We start from the raw sequence: 26037 nt of genomic DNA on the forward strand, positions 1-26037 counted from the left end.
CATTTATCATGCCACACAGCCGTCTGCACTTCTAGGTATTTTAAGTCTGACGGGTAACCCATATTTCCGCAATGTTCAATCGTTTAAAGCCTCTAATCCGCTGGAATGTGAGCTTTAGCTCGCCATTAGCAAGCGCCTCCTGTGGAATGAGGGATTCTTGTATGGTGCATTTACCTTCCTTAACCTGGATATCATCCTGCAGTCTGTACTTGTCGTTAACCGTCATGCGCACCCATGTATCCCTGCAGAGGTTCGGATCGATGGTGTCGCCTACATAAGTGACTTTGACTTTATAGGCGGAGTGAGGGTCCAGCTGACTGTAAGTAATGTGAATGGGTGTTTCGGTCATGGTGTTAACATGGTTCACCCATGCTAGAGGAACGCCTCCCAGCTTCATTTTCTCTTCCTCTTTCATTCGTAACAGATAAAACGCAGCTGCAGTTCTTGGCGATATTAAGTAGCCAGGGTCCTGTTCCCAGCCTGGCCCCGGATCGACCCGGCGATCCTGGCCATATGCGCCCAAATTGCTGTAATAACCGCCCGGTCCCGGGTTTGTTCGATTCAAAGCCTGATGGATGGCTTCTAAACGCTTATCTTCCGTATCCAACGCTCTAATAATTGCACATTGGGTAAGCAGCCAATCAATATCATTGAGCGAATAATCCATACTGTCGATAAATGCGCCTCTATCTACACCAATCGCAAAATGCCGCCCTACCGTTAATTGATAACCGATATTATCAAACAATTTGTCGGCCAGCTCATGACAACGCTGCTTATAGTCCTGTGCTACAGGCTCCTCTTTGGCAAGCATCAATTGCTGCTCTACCTTCTTTAAGGCTTCCAAGCTTCCAGTTACTGGCGCAAAACGCAAGGCATCCTTCGCTCTAGCCTCCAGCTCCGTCTCATAGATCAATCTCCGTTTCACATAAGCATCGAAATACGCGCGAATCAATCCCATTTGAAAGCGATAATTGTTCAGCACCTCTGGCGCTGCTTCCCGCTCCATCTGCATCCATTGCAAAAGCGTAACCTCTACCTGCTCATTGACGATCAGCGGACCTTCCCAATTTTCCTCCAATGCCATTAATCCTCTTGCTACCGGTTCAGCATATTCACTGCCGATAAACAAGCGAGCGAAATCTCTTAGTGTTTCCATAACAGGGGTATCCGGATCCCAATCTTGATCGCTCCAGACAAATTTATTGACATCATCGTTAATTCCTTCTGAATAGGAAATATTGCCGATTGCGTATGGCGCAAATAAATTATGGATATGCTTTTCTGCTGCCGGGCGAGGATTAAAGCCCTCCCTGCCGACTGTTCTGGCCAAAGCCATATCCCAGTTAGCGACTGGATATTGGCAAACATAATTATGAGTAATATCTTCATACCGGCAGATCGGATATTTCGCTGGAATGCGCTCTCTAAATTGCGGAAGCATTTCGTCCACATGAGGGCCAAACACTACGCCGCCGAGCCATTTCGGCTCCCGGTCCATATTTTCGTAGAAGCTGTCCAGCCACGGCTTCGGCTCATATTTCATAACTTGCGGCGCCAGCCAAATCTGCCCTGAAGGGTGATAGCGCTTCAGCAGTTCAGATACCTCCTCCGACCATTCAAATAACCGATCGGGATGCATTCCGCCTGGATCGCTTCCAGGAATCATCACCACATTAATTCGCTTTAATTTGCTAAAAATCTCTTCCCGTTCTGCAAGCTCGAACAATCGAGTCTGCGGATCGGTATAATCATCTCCCATATTGGGATACCAGATCCACACATCCAGCCCATAAGAATCAATAATCTCTGATAACCGAATCATCATTTCCATAGGGTCGACCTTCATCAGAGGCCCCGTCGCATCATCATCGGTGCGGGGAGGCACAATCTCTATACTGTTTGCCCCGAATAAAGCCAGCTCTCTAATATACTGCTCATAGGTTTCAACTGTCCAAGCGTCGTAAGCATTGGTCTTCGGCCGGTAGCCGAGCTGATGCCCTCTCGTCTTGTAACGCGGGGAAGTTATCAGTTTCATGCTGCTATCCATTTTTATCGACTGCTTCTGCATTACCGCTTTACGGAGAAACCTCCCGACCCCGTATAAGACACCTCTCGCATCAGCACCAATAATATATATATGCTCATGATCGTCTTGTACTACTGTCTGCAATAAGTAGCCTTCCGGCTGCAGATGCTCAAGCTCTTGCTGCAGCTCACTGCCAGAGTCAATCATATGCTGTAAATTTTTTGCTGTCCCGACCACTATGGACGTGCTGTGCTCCAGCCCGTATTGATGCGTAAGCGGCAATGTGATTCCTGTTCGTTTGCCCACTTCCTCGATCAGGACATCGATTGCCTTGGCCTCGGCGCCTTGAATGCCTTCGCATGCTACAATGGCTGCTTTGCTCAAATCCAGAGCAAATTTCATGCTCATCCCAACCTCTCTATTATAAATAAAGCAATAGAAATGAATGGCCACTACGATCAAGTTTGGACTTCCGACCGCTGTTGTCCGACAATTTTTTGATTCTATAAACCTAATAGAGGTTAAAATTGGCGGACAAATGCGGACGCTATCGCTTCTGCAGTTCCAATCTTGCTCTTCGTTTATCTTTTCTATTGCTTTCAATGAATCGACACGCTCTTAAGGATTGCTAGCTAAGAACCGTTTATTGGCTTCATTATAGATATCTTCAATTTCCAAGGCTCCGCTGTCCTTTAGTTTCTGTGCAAAGCTGTCAAACTCGCTTAATGGTTTCGTTCCAATGATAAATTTATCTACTTCTTGGTTAACAAGGGTGTCTATTTTTGATAGCAGCGTTTTTACACGATTGATCTCTTCATCATTAAGCGGCGGCGGAGGCACATCAAACATGTAGCCATTCTCCACTTTGAATTTCGTGCTCCATTCCACTAGTTCATCAGAAGACAGCAATGCCATCGGACGCTCATCCACATTCAATGTGAATGCCTGGAAACCGATTCCCAAAGCATTTTGCATCGTACGGAACGGATCTTTTACATCCGCATATTTATTGATAATTTCTTCTGCAATTACCGGCTCTCCGTCCACGATATTATAATGCTCGCCTTTGATGCCGTAGTTGGTAGTCAGCGTCCCTTCCTCTCCATACATCCAATCCAAAAACTTAACTACGTCCTCAGGCCTGTCGACCTTTGCGTTAATGACAAAATGGTGCAGCCAATCCTTTTTATACATTAAATTACGCTTCTGTCCGAATTGATTTTCCATCGGTAAAAGCAGATCGAAATGCGCATCGGGATCTGTAGGCTTCAATGCCATCGTAAACTGTTCTCCGAAGCTATTATTGTCAAAATAGAACAACGCTTTGCCCGAGCTCAGCTTCTCTTTCATCGCATCCCCCGTATTTAAAGCATAGTCGGGATCAAGCAGCTTTTCCGAATACAGTCTGTGCAAAAACTCCAGCGGAGCTTTGAACTCTTCGTGAGCCGGACCGTATACATACCTTCCTCCGTCTACATCCGGGTCATAATAAATTTTATAGCCTGAACCCATTGCGAATCCTAATGAGGAAAGCAGATTAGGCGAGCCCTCGCGATTCGTAAACGGAATTTTATCTGGGTAAGCTTCTTTAAACTTCTTCAGCACTTCGTAAAGCTCTTCAAAAGTGGTCGGCACCTTCAAGTCGAGCTTTTCAATAAGATCCATGCGAATCATTGGCGCCTGTGCCAGTTGCAGCTTCCATTTGCCAAGCAAAGGAAAACCATACAGCTTCCCGTTTACCTGGCCATTGCTAATATCTTTATTTTCTTCGATGAGCTTCTTTAAGTTGGGAGCATAGTCCAAGTAATCGGATATTGGCAAGAACAAGCCGTTTTTAGCTGCTTCTGCAAAATAAGGCTTGCCGTTCGGGATGCGCATCACATCTGGAAGATTGTTAGTAGCAATCAGTGTTTGCGCTTTTTGATCATAATTGGCATTCGGTACAGGCTCTAAATTTAATTTCACATTGGTCAGTGTATGAATGTAGTCAAATACTGGAGCATCCGTCACAATCTGCGGTGAACTATCCACTGTCATTACCTTCAAATTAAGCGGCTTATCAAGCAGCTTGGTGCTGACTGCTTCGCCGGGCGGTTGACTTGCTTTTACAGGCTCGGTCTCCGCATTATTCCCTTTTACGTTATTCTCCTTATCGCTATTCCCCTTATCACTTGCACACCCCGCCAATAGCATCATAAACACGAGAATACTTGAAATGATTAATGTGCTTTTCTTCACACGTTCCACTTCTCCCCTCAATCATTTTGGTAAAACCAAGGTGAAACGGCTGTCGCCATCCTTATGGCGATCGCGCGTTTCATTCCGGAGAAATATAAGAACAGGTATAAGCTGAATACTTATACTTTCTTATATTTGGACAAACCTGTGCCCTCACCCCTCTCCTATTCATTCACAGAAATACGTGAAGCAACTGCCTATCCTTTTAAAGAGCCAACCATCGCGCCTTGGACAAAATATTTCTGAATAAATGGATAAATGGCCACAATCGGCAAAATCGTAATAATAATAATGGCGTATTTCAGATTCGTAGAAATCGTTGACAAATCCCGTGACGGATCGGTATCCTGCAGGCTTCCGTCAATGAGCATGCTTCGCATAATAAGCTGGACCGGATACAGCTTCTTATCATTCAAATAAATCATGGCCGGAAAAAAGCTGTTCCAATGCCACACCGCATAAAACATCACCATCGTGGCTATGACCGGCAAAGATAACGGCAAAATAATTTTAAGAAATATTTTAAAATCATTGGCGCCATCCATGTAAGCGGATTCATTAATTTCATTAGGTATATTTTGAAAAAAGGTTCTCATGATCATCATATACCAGACATTAATAGCTGGCGGAATAACGATAGCCCATATACTATTCGTCAAATGCAGGCTGTTCACTACCAAATACGTAGGAATCATCCCGCCATGAAACAGCATCGTTATAATAATAAAGATGGTGAAAAATTGTCTCCCATACAGCGTGCTTCTTGACAACGGATATGCGCAGAGAGCCGTAGCTGATACATTAATGAAAGTGCCCACTATGGTGTAAAGAAACGTATTGCTATAGGAACGTAGAACTGAAGCATCGGAAAAAACAACCTTATAAGCCTCAATATTGAATCCTATCGGAAATAATTTAACATCCCCTCGCATAACATATAAACCGTTGCTGACGGAAACGACAGCTATATAATAAATCGGATATAAAAAGGCAATGACCAGCATAATCAGCATCAAATAAATGAAAACATCAAATAGTAAGGAGCCGATTGAAATTCGCTTAAGCCTTCTTTTTTTGGGTGCCTCGATTACATTTCCCGCTGGTTCTACCATAGACTAGTCTCACTCACTTTCTTCGCCACCTTATTGGCGCCAACCACAAATAATAGGGCGATAATGGATTGAAAAACCTCTACCGAAGTCGCATAGCTGAAATCATTCCCAAGCAATCCCCTTCGATAAACATAGGTGGATATGACATCCGCCGTTTCGTAGGTAGGTCCCGAGTACAGCAGCAAAATTTTCTCATAACCAATGGACATAATGTTGCCAAGGTTTAACAAGAACATAATGGTAATTACCGGTGCGATTCCGGGCAATGTTACATAACGAATCTGCTGCATGCGATTCGCCCCATCCAGCTTGGATGCTTCATACAGCTGCGGATCAACAGAGGCGAGCGCCGCCAAATAAATAATGGAACCCCAGCCCACCCCCTGCCATATTTCAGAGCTAATGTAGATCGTTCGAAACCAATCCGCATCCATAAGAAAGGGAACAGCTTCTATACCGAATGCGCCGAGCAGGCGATTCAATAATCCTTCATTGGATACAAAATTGACTACCATTCCGCATACAACTACTGTGGACAGAAAATGCGGCAAATAGCTTACGGTTTGCGCAAACTTCTTTACGACTTTTATTCTTGCTTCATTAAGAAGTAACGCTAGAACAATTGGCGCCGGAAAGGAAAATATAATCATATATACATTGATTAGAACTGTGTTGCGTACCAGCTTCCAAAAGTACGGGTCCGATAAAAAATCTTTGAAATGCAGAAAACCGACCCATTCACTTCCGAATACCCCTTTTACAAAATTGTAATTTTGAAATCCGATTAGCAATCCGAACATGGCACCATACTTAAAAATTAAAAAATATAAAATGGGCAATGCCAGCATCGCATATAAATATTTATTTTGATCTAGCCGTTTCCTTATCGTGGACATTCCGTTTATCCCTCCCGTCCGGTTTGCTGTTTGTAAATTCAGCTTAGCACAGCATGCAGCAAAGAAAACCAACCATTTCCGGCATACAAGTGCCAAGATTCCACCTTCTATGCATTTGTTTCAAATATCCCTGATGTATCATTTTTCTAACTATTACGGTGTGAGAATATTGGAAAACGAAAGGAGTTTTGCCTAATTGACTATCATTTGGATCAAATTTACTATTGAGGCATCACAGCTATTGGAGGTTGGATGATGAACGCTCAAAGCATGAAAGAAGCATTAAGGAACGGTCAGCGCGTTTACGGAACATTAATTACTTCTCCATCACCGAAGTGGCCCGCACATATCAGACAACTGGGAATGGATTTTATATTTATCGATACGGAACACATAAGTCAGGATCGTCATCAGCTGTCTTGGATGTGTCAAGCCTATAAAGCGCTGGGGCTCACTCCAATCGTACGCATTCCTTCTCCTGATCCTTACACCGCAACTATGGTTTTAGATGGCGGCGCCGACGGTGTTATAGTTCCCTATGTCGAAACAGTGGAACAAGTACAAGCCTTGCGTGGAGCCGTTAAGTATCGTCCGTTAAGAGGACAAAAGCTGGAGCGTCTATTGAATGGCAGCGAGGAATGCGGCGAGGAAATGAACCGTTACCTGGAAGAATACAATAAAAATAATATCTTTATCGTTAATATTGAGAGTAAGAATGCTATTGAAGCATTAGACGATATTTTGCAAATACCCGATTTGGATGCCGTCCTTATTGGACCGCATGATTTATCGTGCAGCTTGAATGTTCCTGAGCAATATGATCATCCTCTTTTTCTTCAGGCCGTAGATGAAATTATTATGAAGGCAAGAAGCTATGGGGTTGGGGCTGGTATCCATTACTGGATTGGAACAGAACAACAAATTAAATGGGCCAAGCGGGGACTGAATATGATTATCCAAAGCTCAGATCTCAACGCATTTATCGATCATTTGTCATCAGATTTCGGCACTATAAAGACTGCACTTGGCGATCAAGCCGTACCCGCTTCGGAGAGCATCAATATTTGATTATTCCGGCGCAATAGTACAGTTGCTAGATCAAATAGGAGAGTGTCGATACATTGTTGAAGAGGCAACATGCAATCGACACTCTCAATAGGTATGTTATTCATTATCATGCTCACTGCAGAACGCCCGGCTGATCGTTGACGAATGGTATGTTTTACGTCATTCGAAATCCCCCATAATCATTTGATCTAGAGTCGTTCCCGCAAGCACCATCGGATAAACTTTTTCATCTTTTGGGATCATAAATTCCACCAGCACGGGGCCTTGAGTTTCCAATGCTTCCTGCCATACACGCTCGGCCTCCTCCTTGCTGCTGGCCCTCAGCCCTTTGATGCCATACGCTTCGGCAAGCTTTACAAAGTCCGGGCTGCCGGAAAGGTCAATCTGGCTGTACCGCTGCTCATACATAAGTTCTTGCTGCTGCTTCACCATCCCAAGTACCTCATTGTTCAAAACGACAATTTTGACGGGAATTTGCTGGATCGCGCATACGGCCATTTCCTGTGCACACATCTGCATGCCGCCGTCTCCGTTAATAGAAACGACAAGGCGGGATGGATTGCCCAACTGTGCTCCGATTGCCGACGGAAACCCGAACCCCATTGTGCCAAGGCCTCCTGAAGAGATCAGCGAACGAGGATGCTTGAATTTATAAAATTGTGCGACCCACATCTGATGTTGGCCGACATCGGTAGTTACAATCGCATTCCCCTGTGTAGTTCTGTCGATCATTTCCAGCACATATTGCGGTTTAAGTTCTATATCAGAGTCTTTGTACCTCAGCGGGTACGCTGCTTTGTCTTGATGCAGCCGCTTGACCCAGGCATTGGATAAAGCCGGCTTCGCTTTTGTATTAGCGTAATCCAACACCGCTTTGATGTCACCGACACAGGCAATATCGGTCTTCACGTTTTTGCCGATTTCGGCAGGGTCGATATCAATATGGGCAATCCGTTTCGCGTTTGGAGCAAATCCGTTTATTTTCATCGTTAGACGGTCATCGAATCGCGATCCGATGGATAGGATCAGATCAGCGTTTTGAATAGCCATATTGGCTGTGTATGCTCCATGGTGTCCCGCCATGCCCAGCCACAGCTCATTCGCGCTTGGAAATCCGCCTAAACCGAGCAGTGTGGTCACAACCGGAATATTCGTTTTATTCACGAACTCGAGCAGCTCCTCAGCTGCATTCGCATACACAACCCCGCCGCCGGCGATAATGAGAGGCTGCCGCGATTCGGCAATCGCTTGAAGCAGATTATCAATTTCGGTGTAGTTCAATTCCGGCTCTGGGTTATAGCCGCGTATATGCAAATATTCGGATGGCTGGAACCGCAGTTTTTGGTTCGACACATCTTTTGGAATATCGATCAGTACAGGCCCTTTCCTTCCCGTGCCCGCAATATAAAATGCTTCGTGAATAATGCGCGGAAGATCATTGACGTCACGGACTAAATAGCTGTGCTTGGTGATAGACATGGTGATGCTGATAATATCAGATTCCTGAAATGCATCCGTCCCCATTACGGTTGTCGGTACATTGCCGGTAATGACTACTAGCGGAACGGAGTCCATATAAGCGGTTGCGATCCCGGTAACCAGATTGGTCGCACCGGGCCCTGAGGTGGCTATACATACCCCTACTTTCCCCGTCGAGCGGGCATAACCGTCCGCAGCATGAATGGCTCCCTGTTCGTGTCGAGTCAAACAGTGATTAAACTCTGGATTTCCGACCATCGCATCATATATATACAATACGCTGCCCCCAGGGTACCCAAATACGCATTCGACTCCTTCCTGTAATAAGCAGCGCAGCAAACATTCCGAACCCGTGATCCATTCGGTATTTTCCATATAACTTCCTCCTCAAAAATGATAACCCCCTCTCATCCACATCCGGCCAACGATCTGCCGTGCTTGATAGGGACGAAAGGGGTTCATTTTCGCGGTACCACCCTGGTTTGCCGAAACCTTGCGATTCCAAGCCTCATGAGGTAAGTTTATCCTTACCTGCAGCACGATAACGTGTGCCATTCCGTTTGAGCCTACTAATCTAGCCAATTCGCAACTACGATGTTCGGTCAAAAGCTCCGAGATGACATCGCACAATGGATTACGGCAAAGGTTTCAGCTTTCCCTTCGCTCTCTGGACATAAGAGCCGTTGCGCTTTTTTCTCTTCTTCGCTTTTTCTTTATTCTCGAGTGAATACAAATAACCCCTCTCATCCACAGCCGGCAGCTATAAGCTGGGCCAAAGGGACGAAAGGGGTTTATTTTCGCGGTACCACCCTGGTTTGCCGGAATTTCGCAATTCCGAGCCTCATGAGGTAAGGTTGCCCTTACCTGCAGCACGATAACGTGTGCCATTCCGTTTGAGTCTACTGATCGCATCCGAATGCTGGACGAACGTTCGGTCAAAAGCTCCGAGATGACATTGCACAACGGATTACGGCAAAGGTTTCAGCTTTCCCTTCGCTCTCTGGACATAAGAGCCGCCACGCTTTTTTCTCTTCTTCGCTTTATTATTTATGTTCAATATATGCAGATAACCCCTTTCATCCACAGCCAGCAGCGATCTGCTGAGCCTAAGGGACGAAAGGGGTTTATATTTTCGTGGTACCACCCTGGTTTGCCGGAATTTCGCAATTCCTAGCCTCATGAGGTAAGGTTGCCCTTACCTGCAGCACGATAACGTGTGCCATTCCGTTTGAGTCTACTGATCGCATCCGAGTGCAGGATGAACGTTCGGTCAAAAGCTCCGAGATGACATTGCGCAATGGTTTATGGCAAAGGTTTCAGCTTTCCCTTCGCTCTCTGGACATAAGAGCCGCCACGCTTTTTTCTCTTCTTCGCTTTATAAAATTATATTAGAAGAATGATATCATATTCCGGCTATTTCTTCAAATCAAATATGGAATGAATTTCAATTACTTTTATTCCCCTTGCCAGGTTTTAGCTGGCATATATCCATCTGCAACATGATTTTCATCAAACGTAATTACAGATAGCTGATATCCAATTACCTTTTTCTCCGAGTCATACAGAACAATATAAAGAAAATAATCGTTTACCCTTCATTGTAACTAATATTTTACAAATATACCATGTCATTAAATTATCTATTATTCCGTTTGTATACACTGTTATGAATTATTGAAGCCAACAAGAACAAAGTCACCTATCGGTGACCTAACTTGCCTTCATCGTGTGTAGCGAACAAACGATGCGGCGCTATTTGCGGTGCGGTCATCCATGACCGTTAGAACCAAAAAGCAGTCTTTTTGTTGCATGCGCGGACACTTTTGACCGTTAGAAGCAAAAAACAGTCTTTTTGTTAGCATACGCGGACACTTTTGACCGTTAGAAGATAATTCCGTCGAAATCTCTAGCTTTTTTCCTGCTAACGGACATTTCTGTCCGCTAGAAAGTGGAAGTTGGCGAAAAATGAGCGCTAACGGTCATCAATGTCCGCATCATTTCGCATCATTTCGCATCATTTCTCATCATTTCGCATCATTAGTATAATTCGAGCTCAACAGCCGCATCGGACGCCAAACATACAGAACTACGCCATCATCATCCCTGTTGCTCCGTATGCATACATCATGTTACGGTCTGGTACATTGCTTGCTTTGTCTCTGACAGTACTTTTGTCTATACGCTTCTACGCACAAATTTCTCCCTACGCAAGTATCCAAGCTACACGGGAGCTTGGAACGGAACTTGACTCCTCCCGAGACCGGACTTTCACCGGCTAGAAGATGCGTGCTTTGCTGGGCACGCCCCAGACAACAAAGAAAGCCAGCCTGTTCGGCTGACTCCAGTTTTTGTATAGCTTACAATTGCATCACACTTGTATTCCCCGCCTTATTTCGGCCGCACAATCGAAAACATTTCGCCCAGCTTCACATAATCATTGCCTGCCATACGCGCAACTGGTTTGAGGCTATTGGCAATAACGTAACCATTGTCGTATACATTCTCTGAAAAATGAAAATAAACCACTCTGCCTATAAGTAAATCACAGGCAGGCTCATCAGCCGTTCCGCCAAGCGGAATGGACTGCTCCAGCAAGCACTCCATGCGGATACCTGCTTCCAGCAAGCCAGGCACGGAAATGCGCTCGCTAGGTACAGCGGTCAAATTCGCCAGTTCTACCTCGCTCACATCGGGAGGAACTAAAGCTGCCGTTTGATTTAATGCCTCAATATAGTTTTCATCTGCGATATGAACGACAAACTCGCCCTTTGCATTAGCATTTCTAGCTGTATCCTTCTGCACGCCTTGCTTGCGCTGAACGGCAACGGATATCATCGGCGGGTTGGAAGCAACAACATTGAAAAAACTGAACGGGGCAGCATTCAGCACGCCAGCATCCGACAGGGTTGTCACCAAAGCAATCGGTCGCGGCACAACGCTTCCGATTAGTAATTTATAGTTGTCCTGAGCGCTAAGCTGATTCGGATCAATCGATATCATAACAGTGAGCACCTTCTTTAAAATGAATTGTTATTCGTTGTTGAATTCTATCGTCTTACTTCCACGCGATATTTTTTTGAGGGATCGAGGAATTGTCCGTTGAAAGGTTCTTCATTTATCCATACTTGGCAGCCATGTTCGAGAGCAAGCAGTATGCCCGGCAAAATATCCCATACATATGCGCCTTTAGGGTGCAGAAATGTAGAGAAGGTCCCTTTGATGACGTAGTATAAATTGTAAACAGAGCACCCGCTCATCCGATATTGTCCCTTTTGCCCCAGTATTTCAAGCAGCTTTTCATTAACCGCGACAGAGAGCGCCGTCATCCGGGATGGTACAGGCAGTCTTTCTAGCTCATCGCCTGTCATCAAGCGTTCATTAAGCTCCGGCATGAATAGTAAGCTGCCCAAATGCTGCCCGCTCTTCCATATGCCGAATGCTACTCCCCATTCCTTGAGGCCTGTACAAAAGTTCTCCGTGCCATCAATCGGATCTACCATAACAACATAATGATCTTCAGCAACCTGCTTGAAGTCATAGGATTCCTCGCCGATAAATACAACTTTATCGAGTTTGTTTTGTATGTAATTAAATATTAATTGCTCCAGCATGACATCGGCTTCGGTTACTAGGCTTCCATCTTCTTTTACAGTGATACGATAGCGCAGTTCTTCAACTTTCGGCATGTACTCCATAATAAGATCGCAAATCTCACCCATCAGCACTCTTGCTTCTTCTACAGTACGAACGCTCATTTCAACTAACCCTTCCTTTCTAATTTGTTACTAAACACTAATTTGTATTCTGCGCGGACAGTCGTTCCGTTATTTGCTCATTATCATCCATTTTCCTCGTCGTTTGTGACACACGTTCCGCTATTCATAGTTTTTTTACTGTCTTTCGTCCATTTTGAATGCAATAGCGGAACGAGTGTCACTTTTCATGCTCAAAAGCTATGTTTTTGGCCAAATAGCGGAACCTCTGACCACTAGATGGTTGTGTCATACGAGCTCCCACTATACAGTGCTGCTGAACCTACCGCCAACTCCAGCTTCGAGCCAAACTGCTGCCAACCCAAGCTTCGAGCCAACCTGCTACCAAACACAGTTGGCAGACACAGTTGGAAGAACGAAACAACAACCTGTCTCCTAACGCCCCTCTTCACGTATACAAACAAAGGACAACAGCATGCATGCCACTACATGCCGCAGTTGTCCTTATATAGTGCTACTTGCAAGCCTCTGCGCTGGCAAGCTCCTGCAAAAACTGTTGATGTATGCTTCCGTTGCTCGCCACCACGTTGCGAACGCCAAGATGATAAGGTTGTCCCATCGTATCTGTCACTTCGCCGCCCGACTCTTTGACCATCAGCACGCCAGCTGCCAAGTCCCAGCTGTTCAGACCGATTTCCCAAAAACCGCTTAGCCGCCCGGCTGCTACATATGCGAGATGCAGCGCAGCCGAGCCTGCTACGCGCACGTTGCGAACTTTGGGCACAAGGTGATTGAGCCCCTTCATATTGAGCGGCAGCGCATATTGCTGATCAGCCGGGAAGCCTGTAGCAATCAGACTGTCCTGCAGCATGCTCTCTTCAGAAACCTTCATCACCTTGCCATGAACATATACTCCCTTGCCCTTCTCCGCAATGAACAGCTCATCCTTCATAGGATCATAAATAACACCCAATATTACCTCGCCTTTATGAGCCAGCGCGATCGATACCGAAAAATACGGGAAGCCATGCACAAAGTTAGTCGTTCCATCAATCGGATCAACGATCCATAAATACTCCTCCTGCTCAACATCTGCAAGCGCCTGTGCAGAAGCCTCAGGACCTGGTTCTACTCCTTCCTCTCCTAGAAAGGAATGGTGAGGGAAATGAGTATGCACAAGCTTGCGAATTAATCGCTCCGTTCCTTTATCTACCTCAGTAACGAGGTCCTGCGCAGACAACTTCTGTTCCAGCTTGGCATGGTTGCCTAGCCTGGAAGCAATCCATTCCCCTGCCTTGGCAGCGCAATTGATCGCGACTGCCATAAAACTTTTGCCACCTACTACGAAACTATTGCTTTGCTCCATCAAGTTGTACACCTTTCCTCTCCTTGCAAGCTTTTCTCGCAAGCTTTAACTAATACGGCCATTTATATCTAATAATTATGCTCAACTAGAAATGACATACAGCAGCTTCTACTAGAGATACTTCTGTTCCAGCTAGCGCAACAGAACAGCTTGTCCTTCAAACTTTCATATTTGAACTACCTCTACTACTACTATATTCACTATTCTAAAGGAAGTTCAACCCTTCTACAATGAGCTGAAGGGCCAGTATCAATAAAGTTATTCTTAAAAGCCATAATAATCCTTTGCCGCTCATGCGCGCAGCAATACGGGCGCCCAATTTGCCGCCGATCCACGCACCGGGTGCGAGCACAGCAACGAGCAGCCAATCCACCTCGCCAAGCGCAGCATGCGTAGCGCTGCCTAGTATAGCAGATAAAAATATAACAAACATAGAGGTTGCGGCCGCTACATGCGGCGGAAAACGGAACAGCAATACCATAAGCGGCACGAACAAGGAGCCTCCGCCAATGCCGAACAAGCCGGATATAAAGCCGACAGCCAGTCCAATGCATAGTATTGCGCCGATGCTATAGCTGTACGCATGCACTTGGCCGCTGGCATCGGTAATGGAGCGGGCGATGGGCCACTGCTTCGAAAACGGTTTCAAGCGGTCACGTACTATTAGCAGTATAGCCATAAATAGCATTAACAGACCAAAGCTGAGCTGAAAATAATTCGATTCAATGAGCCCTGTCAACGCCGAACCGGCTGCCGCAGCAGGACCGCTAGTTATAAACAGCAGCCATGCGCTGCGAAAATCAACGATGCCTCTGCGCATAAACGTCATCGTAGAGGCCATCGCCGTTACGATAAGCACGCACAGCGACACTCCAACTGCCGTAGCATGCTCAATAGGAGCGCCGGTAAGCGCTCCTCCGAGCAGCATGAGCATAGGGACGATAATGATACCGCCCCCAAGACCGACGATGCTGCCAAACGTTGCGGCAGCAATGCCAAGCAAAACAAGTATAATCCATTCCACAAACGATCTTCCCTTATTTTATTGACTGTTGCTTTGAGTGCGGCCAAAATACATTTCATAAGCAAGCGCCGTCTGCACTCTCGCTTCCTCTTCTGTCAGCTTGCGAACGAGCTCAAGCTCTACTCCCGTTACCTCATCGCCTTGAAAATTAATTTCAGGCGTATACGCAGAAATGCGAACGATCGCTACCGCTTCGTTGGATGGTGCATAAGCAATGACATGCTGGCCTGTAGGATAAACGCGGAAGCCGCTTTTTACCATTTTGCCTCTGCCATATTCCAATAGTTCGTACAGCTCTTGGTCCGATTTGAATTTGCATACGGAATTGAATTCTGTTTGAAAGCCCATCTTTCGTTCCCCTTCCTGTTTCATAATTATGATTGGATTGCATTTTCCTCGGTAAATATTAATTGTGCCTTCGCTGCATGCCGTGCCATCGCCAAATCAATTAATTTCTTCAGCAGCTCTTTATATTCGAGGCCGGTTTCCTTCCAAAGCAAAGGATACATGCTGAAAGGCGTAAAGCCAGGCATTGTATTGATTTCGTTAATATAGATGTGGTTATCCTCTCTGCCGACGAAAAAATCCACACGAGATAATCCTGAGCCGTCAATCGCTTGAAACGCTTGAACAGCCATTTCTCTAATTTTCTCCGTCATTTCAGCCGATAGCTCAGCCGGTATGATCATCGCAGATTTTCCATCTATATATTTCGCTTTATAATCATAAAATTCGTTAGAAGAAGCGATTTCTCCTGGTACTGATGCTTGTACTTCATCGTTCCCAAGCACGCTTACTTCAATTTCCCGGGCATCAATAAATTCCTCAACGATAACTTTGCGGTCATAACGGAAAGCATAATTAACTGCCGCAATAAGCTCTTCTCTGTTTTTCACCTTTGTGATGCCGACGCTTGAGCCCAAATTAGCCGGTTTGACGAAGCTTGGGTAGCCTAATGCAACCTCACATTCCATAATAAAATAAGCAGAGTCCTTTTCCCACTGTGTGCGATTAAAATAACGGAACACGCATTGCGGCAAATTTTCTTGAGCGAATATTTTTTTCATCATAATTTTGTCCATGCCAACTGCTGATGCCAGCACGCCGGCGCCTACATAGGGGATGTTCGCCATCTCCAGCAAGCCCTGAATCGTGCCGTCCTCGCCAAAAGTACCATGCAAAAGCGGGAATACGACATCGATGCCGCCATCCGCTTGCACTTCTGCGGTCACTTCAGCACTTGCAGCCGAAATCACGGCTGTGTCCTGTGCGCCTGCGGCTAGAGCATGCTCAGCAGCCTGATATGCAGGATTAGCGGCAAACAATGCTTGCATCGCACTAACGCCCGGAGCGTCCTGCAGCTTCAACTGATCCACATTTTGCGGCGGCGCAATCAGCTTGCTGCCGCTTCTCCATTCGCCCTGCTTCGTAATATAAAATGGAATAATTTCGTATTGAGAAAAATCAAATTGCCCCATAACGGCATATGCCGTTTGCAAAGAAACCTCGTGTTCGCCAGATTTCCCCCCATATACAAGTGCTATTTTTACCTTGCTCCCCATAGCTGATCCTCCACCACATGTATTATTAATCGGATATAATATGAAAAAAACGATATTGCGTATTAGGCGTCCAAGCGTAGGAATCACTGTAATCCCAGTAACGATGCCTGCTCGGAACGGTGTTGGCATTAACAAGCGGCATGCCGAAGGCATCAAATGCCGTTACAATTGTGCTATGCTGAAATCTGCCGTCGCCAGCCCAATCATACGTAATGACATCCCCAAGCGATAATTGATCGGCGGAGGACACCATTTGTGCGCGCAAACCTGACTTTCGCGCAGCTGCAAGATAAGTATTCATAGCATGAGAAACAGCCCAGCTATAGCTCCAAAGCTCTTGCCCCTTATCCCGGCCTCTATACCACCAGCCGCTCGACCTCTTACCAGTATAATTCATAGGAGCGTTGCCTGCAAAGATACACTGAGAAACATAATGGGTGCAATTCACTTCAAATTGCTCATATCGCGGATTGCCTTCATTCCACCAGCGATCTGCGTACGCGACAGCCAGATCTCTTTTATAGATGAACTGATTCCGCATCGGACGATAAGCAGCCATCAGATCGTAGTTCAAATAAGGAACAGATGGCGTTAACATGACAGAACTTACAGCATCGGATTCATCAATCCATACAGTATCATGTGCAGCATCGCCAAATCGTGGCCTTCGCTCATAAATAACCGGCTCAACCTGAACGATTTCCCACTCCTCACCGTGCTGGCGAAGCCATAGCCTTTCATAATCGAAGCGCTCTTCTATATAAAAAATGTCATTTTGCTGCATCCGTTTCTTAATATGTAACTTCAATAACAGGTTAACCTCTTCGGCGGATTCATGTACGCGTATAAGCTCGCCCTTCGTCTCACTGTTTGTCGGCCAAGCCCCCCGGAGCAGCTCGCGTTCCTTGACCCGCTCCAAACGATTGATCAGCCTGCTGTGATGCTCTTGATCCCTTACCTTTTCCAATAAAACCAAAGAGTACTGCTCTACTTCCGCTTCATTATAATGGCTTATATATTGATGAACAGCTTTACGCCAGCTGCTAAGACTTTGCTGCTCTCCCTTATTTCTACCTGGCGTAGCTGAAAGCAAGGATGATACACGCACTAACTCCTCATGATCCCGTATATTTTTTTCGCCTATAGAAGTTCTTGCAGCTTTATCAGTCAAAGCGGCACTTGTTAGCGGAGCAAGCATTGTATATGGCTGACTAGGCTGTCGCTGCTGCTTTGCCTTTTGAACCGGATTTTTTTTGTTGATCGATTTGTTTTTTGCTTGCGACATTACATTTCCCCCTTATACAAGACTTCCCCTGTCCCATCGGTTTCGGAACACAAGGCATGACTGCTTCATTATATGCTTGAGGCAAAAGTTTCATGTGTAAATTAGTATGCGAAAGGTTGAGTTCATTCCGACAGAATAGGGCATAATTAGACTTTACGTAACCACCAATTTAAAGCTATACTATAGGTATAGGTTTTTTTGAAATCGAGTTTCATACTATGAAACAATCGATCTGTCATTATTATGTAGAGGAGAATGATGATGTCTAAGCAAAATCAGTATTCTGTTCGCACATCTCTAACATCTGGCGACAAGTCATATGCTTACTATCGTCTAGACGGTTTGCAAGAGCAAGGCCTTGGTGATATCTCCAAGCTGCCTTTCTCCATCAAAGTATTGCTTGAAGCAGCAGTACGTCAATTCGACGGCCGCGCTATTACGGCTGAACATGTAAAGCAGCTTGCTACTTGGGCTGACGGCCGTGAGGATAAAGAGATTCCATTTATCCCTGCACGTATCGTTTTGCAGGACTTTACAGGCGTGCCTGTAGTCGTTGACCTTGCAGCTATGCGTGATACAGTGAAAAAAGCAAACGGCGACCCAAAACAAATCAATCCGCTTGTACCGGTTGATCTTGTTATCGACCACTCTGTAATGGTTGATTCCTTCGGTAATAAAGATGCGCTTGACTACAATACTAAAGTAGAATTTGAGCGTAACGAAGAGCGCTACCGTTTCCTTCGCTGGGCGCAAACTGCATTTGACAACTTCCGTGCAGTTCCTCCTGGAACAGGTATCGTTCACCAGGTTAACCTTGAATACCTTGCTTCTGTAGCAGCTACTAAATCTGTAGACGGCGAAACAGTAGTATTCCCGGATTCTTTGGTAGGTACGGACTCCCATACGACTATGATCAACGGTCTTGGCGTAGTGGGCTGGGGCGTAGGCGGTATCGAGGCTGAAGCTGGCATGCTTGGCCAACCGCTTTACTTTGTAACTCCTGAAGTCATCGGCTTTAAATTGACAGGCAGCCTTGCTGAAGGTTCGACTGCAACTGACCTGGCACTGACGGTTACTCAAATGCTTCGTAAAAAAGGCGTTGTCGGCAAATTTGTTGAGTTCTACGGTCCTGGTCTATCCAATATCAGCCTAGCTGACCGCGCAACCGTTGCTAACATGGCTCCTGAGTACGGCGCTACTGTAGGTTTCTTCCCGGTTGACAGCGAAACTTTGGATTTCTTGCGTCAAACAGGCCGTAAGGAAGAGCAAGTTAAGCTAGTTGAAGACTACTACAAAGCACAAGGCATGTTCCGTACGGATGATACTCCGGATCCTGTGTTCTCTGATGTCATCGAGCTGGATCTATCTACTGTTGTACCTTCTCTGGCTGGTCCTAAGCGTCCGCAAGACCGCGTTGAGCTTACAGCTATGCAGCAAGCTTTCAACGAAATTATCCGCACGCCGATCGACAAAGGCGGTTACGGTCTAAGCGATGAGAAAATTGCACAGGTTGTGCCTGTAGCTCATAAAGACGGCCAAACTTCCCAAATGGGTACTGGCGCTGTCGTTATTGCTGCGATTACAAGCTGTACGAACACTTCCAACCCTAGCGTTATGCTTGGTGCGGGACTTGTAGCTAAGAAAGCTGTCGAAAGAGGCCTTGTTAAGCCTGCTTACGTGAAAAGCTCTTTAACTCCAGGTTCTCTAGTTGTTACTGAATACTTGAAAAAAGCAAATCTGCTTGAGCCGCTTGAAGCATTGGGCTTCCACGTAGCAGGCTATGGCTGTGCGACTTGTATCGGTAACTCCGGTCCGCTTCCAGAGGAAGTCAGCCAAGCGATTGCAGAAAATGATATGACAGTTGCTGCCGTTCTATCCGGTAACCGTAACTTTGAAGGCCGTATCCACGCACAAGTAAAAGCTAACTACCTGGCTTCACCGCCGCTAGTAGTAGCTTATGCGCTTGCTGGAACAGTAAACATCGACCTTACTAATGATCCTATCGGACATGACAAGGACAATCAGCCTGTTTACTTGAAAGATATTTGGCCAACTAACCAAGAGATTAAAGATGCTGTTGCAGCTTCTCTTAATCCGGAAATGTTCCGTGACAAGTACGAGAACGTATTTACGCAAAACGAGCGTTGGAACGCAATCGATGTTCCAGAAGGCGAAAGCTACGAGTGGGATGCGAAATCAACTTATATTCAAAATCCTCCGTTCTTCGAAAACCTTGGCTCTGAGCTTGACGATATTGAAGATATCCCGGCTGCAAGCGTGCTTGCGCTTATGGGTGATTCTGTTACAACTGACCACATCTCACCTGCCGGCAACATCACGGTACAAAGCCCAGCGGGCCAATACCTGGTAAATAACGGCGTTGAGCGCAAAGACTTCAACTCCTACGGTTCGCGCCGTGGTAACCATGAAGTTATGATGCGCGGAACATTCGCTAACATCCGTATCCGCAACCAGGTTGCTCCTGGTACTGAGGGCGGCGTAACGACTTACCTGCCAACGGATGAAGTAATGTCCATCTATGACGCATCTATGAAATATCAAGCAGAAGGCAAAAACCTTGTCGTTCTAGCAGGTAAAGAGTACGGTACTGGAAGCTCCCGCGACTGGGCGGCTAAAGGAACTTACTTGCTTGGCGTTAAAGCTGTTATCGCTGAAAGCTTCGAGCGTATTCACCGCTCCAACCTTGTTGGAATGGGCGTTCTTCCGCTGCAATTCCAAGAAGGCCAAAGCTGGAAAACGCTTGGTATTACAGGCCGCGAAACATTCGATATCAAAGGCTTGTCCAATGATGTACAACCTGGCGAGGCTGTAACTGTAACAGCTGCTCGCGAAGATGGCACATCGTTTGAATTCAAAGCTATTGTCCGTCTTGATTCACTAGTGGATGTAGACTACTACCGCAACGGCGGTATCCTGCAAACCGTATTGCGTCAAATGATCGCAAACATGGGCTAATCCGCACAAAAGCAAAGCACAAGTCTCGTGGCTGTTTCAGCCTGCGGGCTTGTGCTTTTTTTAAAAATATTAGTGGCTCAATCTTATAGTCAGCGCTCGACTGATTCGATCGCGCGATTTCTAACGAAGCAGAGAAGCCTTATTTTACAAAATTCGATCTATTTTAGATTCTAACGAAGGCTGGTTTCGTTAGGAGTAAATTTTCCACCTTTCTGAGTGATATTGGGGAAAATAAGGCCGTGAGGATTCGTTAGATTTCAAAACGGCACCTTTTAGGGGTTGTAACGAAATCAGAATTCGTTAAGCACTGATTTCTGTTTTGAGCCATAATAGTAAAAGTTTTTTTCTTATCCTGTTTCTATATTTCATCGGTAAACGCGCCTGTTCAAAGGGCGGCGACAGCCGTTTCACCTTGCTTCGCTTGATACTCCAGCAATCTAAGCAGCAGCACAACAGCTTCCGCTCTGGTTAGCTGATCGGCAGGCGCAAACCGCTTGCCGGATTTTCCTTCGATGAGCTTCTGCTTGGACAGCTCTGCTATCGCTCCTCTTGCCCACGCAGGAATAGCATTATGATCCGCAAAGCCGGTTTCTGCTGCATGGGTTGAGGACAAGCCAGCTGCCCGTGCTATCATTACAGCTGCTTGCGCCCGTGTTACATTATCATTTGGCCGGAAGCTGCCATCGGAAAATCCGTTAATGATTCCTGCGGCCACAGCTTGCGCAATCTCGTGCTTCGCCCATTCGCTGTTCTGTTGATCAGTAAAAGGAGGCTCTTCTCCATTGCCGTCAAGCTTTAAGGCACGCGCCAGCATAACGGTTAACGCAGCCCGGGTAATGCTTTGCTCCGGCTTAAACTGTCCATTGGAATAGCCTTTAACGATACCCAGCTGCTGTGCTTTTAAAATGTTCGGCTCTGCCCAGTGCCCTTCTATATCTGGAAACACTTCTTCGCTACTGTTTAGAGCGGTGCGGGTGATACGAAGCGTGTAAGTTTTTGTTGTGCCATTCTCCGCTTGAACCTGCAGCGAAATGATGTTTTCACCTTCATGAAGAGCAATAATATTACTGCCTCCTGCCTGACCGGAAATAACGATTTTGGCGGCTGGATGAACAGCCTGTGTGCTTATAACAACTTTGCCTGAAGCTGTTTCAGCTGTATAAGAAGTAAGCTCTGGACGAAATGCCGGAGACAACGACAGCACGGCTCCGTCCACTTCAGTAAGCTCCAGCTGCTGCAGCCCCGCTTCGGCAGACAGCACTGGCGGCGTGTAAGGCGGCACAATCGGAACAGCCTCTCCGTGTATACTCAGCTCCGTTATGCTGTTCCACGCATTAACCGTGTTGCCGTATGCTTTAATGCGGACAAAATGGCCTGTCGATTCACGCAGCGTATAAGTTTCAAGGTCTGCTGTAAGGCCGCTGCCTTGACCGCTGTATACCCAATCCCAATTATACCCGTCCTTCGACACCTCGATATCAAAGAAGGTGCTGCGCTTGTTGCCGTTATACCAAGCGATAGCCGCCTGCTGTACACGCTTTTCTTCGCCCAGATCGAGCAGCAGCCAGCTCGTTCCTTCGTCGGACCAGCGTGTCGTCAAATTACCGTCCAAAACATTCTCCGGCACATTGCCGTCATGCCCACTCGCCTTTATAGCTTGAATAGACAATGCAGTTTGCCTATTAGGCTGGCCCGCCGCCGGCTCTTGCCTGGACGGCTCGCCGAATCTTGTTTCTCTTATTTTAAATTCTATAAAGTATTCGTTACTTTTTGCTGCTGCCGTAGGATCGATAACCTTAATCCGATAAACGCCTGGAGCAATTTGCTCTACTTCCGTCGCATGCTGAGGATGAGCCGGAACAGCTGTAATATCGGGAAGCGGATCCCCGTAAGCCACTTCCTTGCTGTATACAAATTGGTTTTCTTCAAACTCAGGCATTGCTTGACCATTCAGTTGAATAGCCTGCAGCTTGGCAGCCGCTGCGCTTTCAACCGTCCACTGATCAAGCGGCACAACCGCTGGCGTATCGCCCGGCAGCGCTTGTCCCTGAAGCAGCGGCACCATCCGTAATGCAATAGTAGTCTCCGTCATATTTTGTAAATGAACAGCCAGCTTTTTAATGCCGGCATTAGCATTTTGTCCAGACGGGTTAGGCGATTGCGGCAAGGGAGAGGCGTTCATTACCTCAAGGCTTGCATTTGCTGGAGCCAGGAGCTGTACCCAAAGTCTTTTTCCGTCTTTGCTCAGCACAGCAGTGCGGCCGTCAGGCTGCACTTCAATCTCTGCCTGCGAGTGCATAAACCAGTACAGCTCGGACTGATTTTTTGCTGTTATTTCATCCTGCACCAGGAACTCCCTGCGATGATTGGTCAGCGCCAGTCCGCGCTTTGCTGACAGCACTTGATCCTGATAAGCCTCCGTCATATCAGCAATCGCAAAAGCGCCTTCCGGTTTATTATCGTCTCTTGCGATAATCGGTGATACGGCTTTGCTGTCCTGCTGCAGCTTCGACGATGGATTAATGACGATCGTATTTTGCCCCTCCGGCGTTTTTCTGTAGTAAGTCCAGCGTGCCGATCCTGGCGAACGATCCCAATAGCCCGGCAAATTATAATCCTCTTTGCCCAAATCCATTGCCCATCGTACACCGTAGGCATCGAGCACAAAAGTGCCGATATCCAGGTCGCCATGCGGCGTGCCGTTAATCCCACCTTTGAATCCGGCAAACAACGCATTCGGATCGTTCCAGGAGCTGCGCATCGTCATAGCATGCTGCCTGCTGAAATAATAGTCTTTATATGGCGGTTCGCTGCCCTCATACAAGTCAGCGTCGTACCACAGCATATCGTACAAGCCTGCCTTATCCATCTGTGCATTGCTGAACTTATGGTACCATGCGTAGCCTGGCTCATCGAAGCGGTTTGCAAACCAAAGCAGCAGCTTGCCTGATATAAATGCCGGATCATTGTCAGCGTAATTGAACGTTCCTTGTGTTCCGGTAATATAAAGCGGGTAATCCGGCGTTTCTTTAATGCCTTCATAGTTTGAGAAGCCAAAATCATGACCGAATGCATTGGTCAGCGCCGATAGCAGATAGACCAAATAAGAGGTGCCGTACTCCCAGTATGCCGGCCCTTCCAGCGAAGAGCCGTCCGGCGCATATTGGCGCAGGTCGTGCTGCAGCGATTTGAAGGCGCCGTGCAAAATTTGCCCGGCAATCGCCTCTTCCTCATCGGCGATGGCTATAGCACCTGCGATCATGCCAGCGTTGCATACAAAATTCCAGTTATTTTTGTCTATCGTCCAGCCGGACATATTGCTATAGAGCGGCAAGGCCTGCTTCAGCCCTTTTTCTACAATTGCCTCACGAACCAGCTCTCTTTGTTCCGCGGTAAGCACATCATAGAGCAGGTCGTAGCCGACAGCAGCACCATAGGTCGTCATTGCTGTATCCAGAAAATGCTCGGGACTCCAGTCCTTATATGCTGCGGAGGAAATATTTTCGAGCTCCAGCCATGCCCGCGCCAAATAATCATCATTGCCGGTCACACGATAGGCAAAGGCCAGCGTGACGATATGGCTGGAGGCGGATGTATCAAGACGCAGCCCATCCGGCTTATTGTACGGTACAACCGGCTGCGTCAGCAGGTTGTCAGCGGAACGCTGCACATTGTCCAGCCAGTGCAGCATATTCTCATCCGAGGCATCAAGCAAAGCTTCAATTCTAGAAAAGTCAGCTTCCGTTGCCAAAAGACGCGGATGGTGATTTGCATTATTATCTTTGAGCTCACTTATAATATCTGATGCTTGCGGAGTTAAATAAATATATACGACTGCCTCTGCCGTCCCTCCAAATCCATCAGCCACAAGCACAGTGAAAGCGTCCTGGCCAGCATAATCCGCTTGCGGCGTATACGTATAACTGCCGTCGCTTTTAAAATCAATTGCCCCATACAGCGGCTGAGCTGCAATCGAATACGTCAATGCATCTTTATCCGGATCGCTCGCCACAATTTTACCGTTTACAACCATCCCCTTATTGACTGCATGCAGACCATTGTCTGCCCATGGCGGCTGATTCATGCGATCTACATTTACTGTAATTTGTACTACCGCATAGCTGCCGTCAGGATCACTGATCAAGACCGAAAACATATCCTGTCCGTAGAAGCCTGTACCCGGGTAATAGCTCCAGCGCCCTGCTTCGCTAACCTTGGCTAGGCCGTTAGAAGGCTGCGCCTGTATGCGGTAGCTCATCTGTTTGCCGCTGTTATGCGATACAAGTACATTACCTTCTGCTGGTTTACCTTGCTCTGTACTTACCGTTTCATCCTCAGCCACAATATCTTCTCCATTCTCTCCTGCATAAACGATAACGGAGGCTCCAATTTTGCCGTCCTTGGAAGACGCGGTAATTGTAGCAACCCCATTGCGGTGTGCAACCACCTTGCCTTCCTGCACCGATACGGTATCAGGATCAGATGACCGCCATACGATTTCAGTATCTGTCGTATTCGCCGGCACCAGGCTGACGCCAAGCTGTATCGCTTCACCGTTTACCGGTACTTTATAGCTTGGTATATCAAATAGGATGGCCTCCAGCGGATACTTTGGCGTTATCGATATGTCGTCCAGCCAGACGGTTCCTTTCCCTTTTTCCAAAAAGGTTTCAATTCGGAACGAAGCAACCTCCGGACGATCCAATATAATAAAATCCAGCTCGATCAGCTGCCAATCTGCCGTGCCTTGCACGGATTTGGCATCGATCATCCCGCCCGTGACGCCGGACATCCCTTTGTTAGCAGCATCATAAAATTGAATGCGGGCAGATGCCTTTGTGGCATTTTCAGTTTTTACCCAATGGCTGTACGTAAAGCTTTTTCCCTTCATCTCTTCCGTAACCGGAATGATCTGATACACAGTCCCTCTGCTTTCCGGTCCTTCCGCTTCCATCTTTACGGATTGCATGCCGCCGTTTTTGATAGCGGTATCCAGTGAAAAAAGGACATTGCCGATATAAGCTGCGCCCGTATAGCTTGCTTTTTTCCAATCCTTTGCAAAGCCGTCACCGCCAATCTCTTCAAAGCCTCCATTCATGACCAAGCCTGCTTCTGCGGCCTCCCCCTCAGCCATAACAGCAGCTTGCGGCTGACCGGAAGCAAGCATAACCTCAGCAAGCAGCAATGAGAAGCATATAAGCGATGCCAATGCCGCCTTCCATTTGCGGGTTATCATTATTTCCCCTCCAATCGTAAACGCTTACAAGTAGTTTCTTTTAATTCCCCCCG

The 26037-nt window shown here is 46.7% G+C and carries 15 protein-coding genes; 2 read left to right on the plus strand and 13 right to left on the minus strand.

What is annotated here, in order from left to right:
* Positions 1-40 precede the first annotated feature (40 nt).
* From V1L65_RS16815 to V1L65_RS16830, 4 genes are all read right to left on the minus strand, one after another.
* Positions 41-2437, minus strand: a complete 2397-nt coding sequence (locus V1L65_RS16815; protein ID WP_331700364.1) for an alpha-glucuronidase family glycosyl hydrolase — start codon at positions 2435-2437, stop codon at positions 41-43.
* 210 nt (positions 2438-2647) lie between these two features.
* The gene (locus V1L65_RS16820; protein ID WP_331700365.1) at positions 2648-4267 is read right to left on the minus strand and encodes an extracellular solute-binding protein; all 1620 of its coding nucleotides are present in this window, start codon (positions 4265-4267) and stop codon (positions 2648-2650) included.
* A gap of 197 nt (positions 4268-4464) precedes the next feature.
* Positions 4465-5379 carry a carbohydrate ABC transporter permease gene (locus V1L65_RS16825; RefSeq protein WP_331700366.1) on the minus strand — a complete coding sequence of 305 codons (915 nt, stop codon included), beginning with the start codon at positions 5377-5379 and terminating at the stop codon, positions 4465-4467.
* Positions 5373-6275, minus strand: coding sequence for an ABC transporter permease (locus V1L65_RS16830; protein WP_331700367.1), 903 nt, complete (start codon positions 6273-6275; stop codon positions 5373-5375). Before V1L65_RS16830 ends, V1L65_RS16825 begins: the two co-directional genes overlap by 7 nt.
* Positions 6276-6527: 252 nt before the next feature.
* Here V1L65_RS16830 and V1L65_RS16835 point away from each other — a divergent pair, with 252 nt between their 5' ends.
* Positions 6528-7343, plus strand: a complete 816-nt coding sequence (locus tag V1L65_RS16835; RefSeq protein ID WP_331700368.1) for an HpcH/HpaI aldolase family protein — start codon at positions 6528-6530, stop codon at positions 7341-7343.
* 159 nt (positions 7344-7502) lie between these two features.
* Here the strand turns inward: V1L65_RS16835 and ilvB are convergent, their stop codons facing one another.
* The 8 genes from ilvB to V1L65_RS16875 all read right to left on the minus strand — a co-directional run bounded on the left by ilvB (position 7503) and on the right by V1L65_RS16875 (position 17772).
* The gene (gene ilvB, locus V1L65_RS16840; RefSeq protein ID WP_331700369.1) at positions 7503-9197 is read right to left on the minus strand and encodes a biosynthetic-type acetolactate synthase large subunit; all 1695 of its coding nucleotides are present in this window, start codon (positions 9195-9197) and stop codon (positions 7503-7505) included.
* 2013 nt (positions 9198-11210) lie between these two features.
* On the minus strand, positions 11211-11822 hold the full coding sequence (locus V1L65_RS16845; protein WP_331700370.1) for a flavin reductase family protein: 612 nt from the start codon (positions 11820-11822) through the stop codon (positions 11211-11213).
* A gap of 47 nt (positions 11823-11869) precedes the next feature.
* Positions 11870-12577 (minus strand): inositol monophosphatase family protein, encoded by a 708-nt coding sequence (locus V1L65_RS16850; protein WP_331700371.1) that lies wholly within the window; start codon positions 12575-12577, stop codon positions 11870-11872.
* A gap of 472 nt (positions 12578-13049) precedes the next feature.
* Positions 13050-13901, minus strand: coding sequence for an inositol monophosphatase family protein (locus V1L65_RS16855; protein ID WP_331700390.1), 852 nt, complete (start codon positions 13899-13901; stop codon positions 13050-13052).
* 205 nt (positions 13902-14106) lie between these two features.
* Positions 14107-14925, minus strand: a complete 819-nt coding sequence (locus tag V1L65_RS16860) for a sulfite exporter TauE/SafE family protein (protein ID WP_331700372.1) — start codon at positions 14923-14925, stop codon at positions 14107-14109.
* Positions 14926-14943: 18 nt separating this feature from the next.
* Entirely contained in the window at positions 14944-15273 is a 330-nt protein-coding gene (locus tag V1L65_RS16865) for a hypothetical protein (protein WP_331700373.1), read from the minus strand.
* Positions 15274-15299: 26 nt separating this feature from the next.
* Positions 15300-16487: a D-alanine--D-alanine ligase gene (locus V1L65_RS16870; RefSeq protein WP_331700374.1), complete on the minus strand. Its 1188-nt coding sequence runs from the start codon at positions 16485-16487 to the stop codon at positions 15300-15302.
* Between the two features lie 25 nt (positions 16488-16512).
* Positions 16513-17772, minus strand: coding sequence for an amidase domain-containing protein (locus tag V1L65_RS16875; protein WP_331700375.1), 1260 nt, complete (start codon positions 17770-17772; stop codon positions 16513-16515).
* Between the two features lie 261 nt (positions 17773-18033).
* Here V1L65_RS16875 and acnA point away from each other — a divergent pair, with 261 nt between their 5' ends.
* Positions 18034-20748, plus strand: coding sequence for an aconitate hydratase AcnA (gene acnA, locus V1L65_RS16880; protein ID WP_331700376.1), 2715 nt, complete (start codon positions 18034-18036; stop codon positions 20746-20748).
* 385 nt (positions 20749-21133) lie between these two features.
* Here acnA and V1L65_RS16885 read toward each other — a convergent pair whose 3' ends face one another.
* Positions 21134-25984 (minus strand): S-layer homology domain-containing protein, encoded by a 4851-nt coding sequence (locus V1L65_RS16885; protein ID WP_331700377.1) that lies wholly within the window; start codon positions 25982-25984, stop codon positions 21134-21136.
* Between the last annotated feature and the right edge of the window lie 53 nt (positions 25985-26037).

The sequence above is a fragment of the Paenibacillus sp. IITD108 genome (assembly GCF_036541265.1).
In the GTDB taxonomy this organism is placed as follows: Bacteria; Bacillota; Bacilli; order Paenibacillales; family Paenibacillaceae; genus Pristimantibacillus.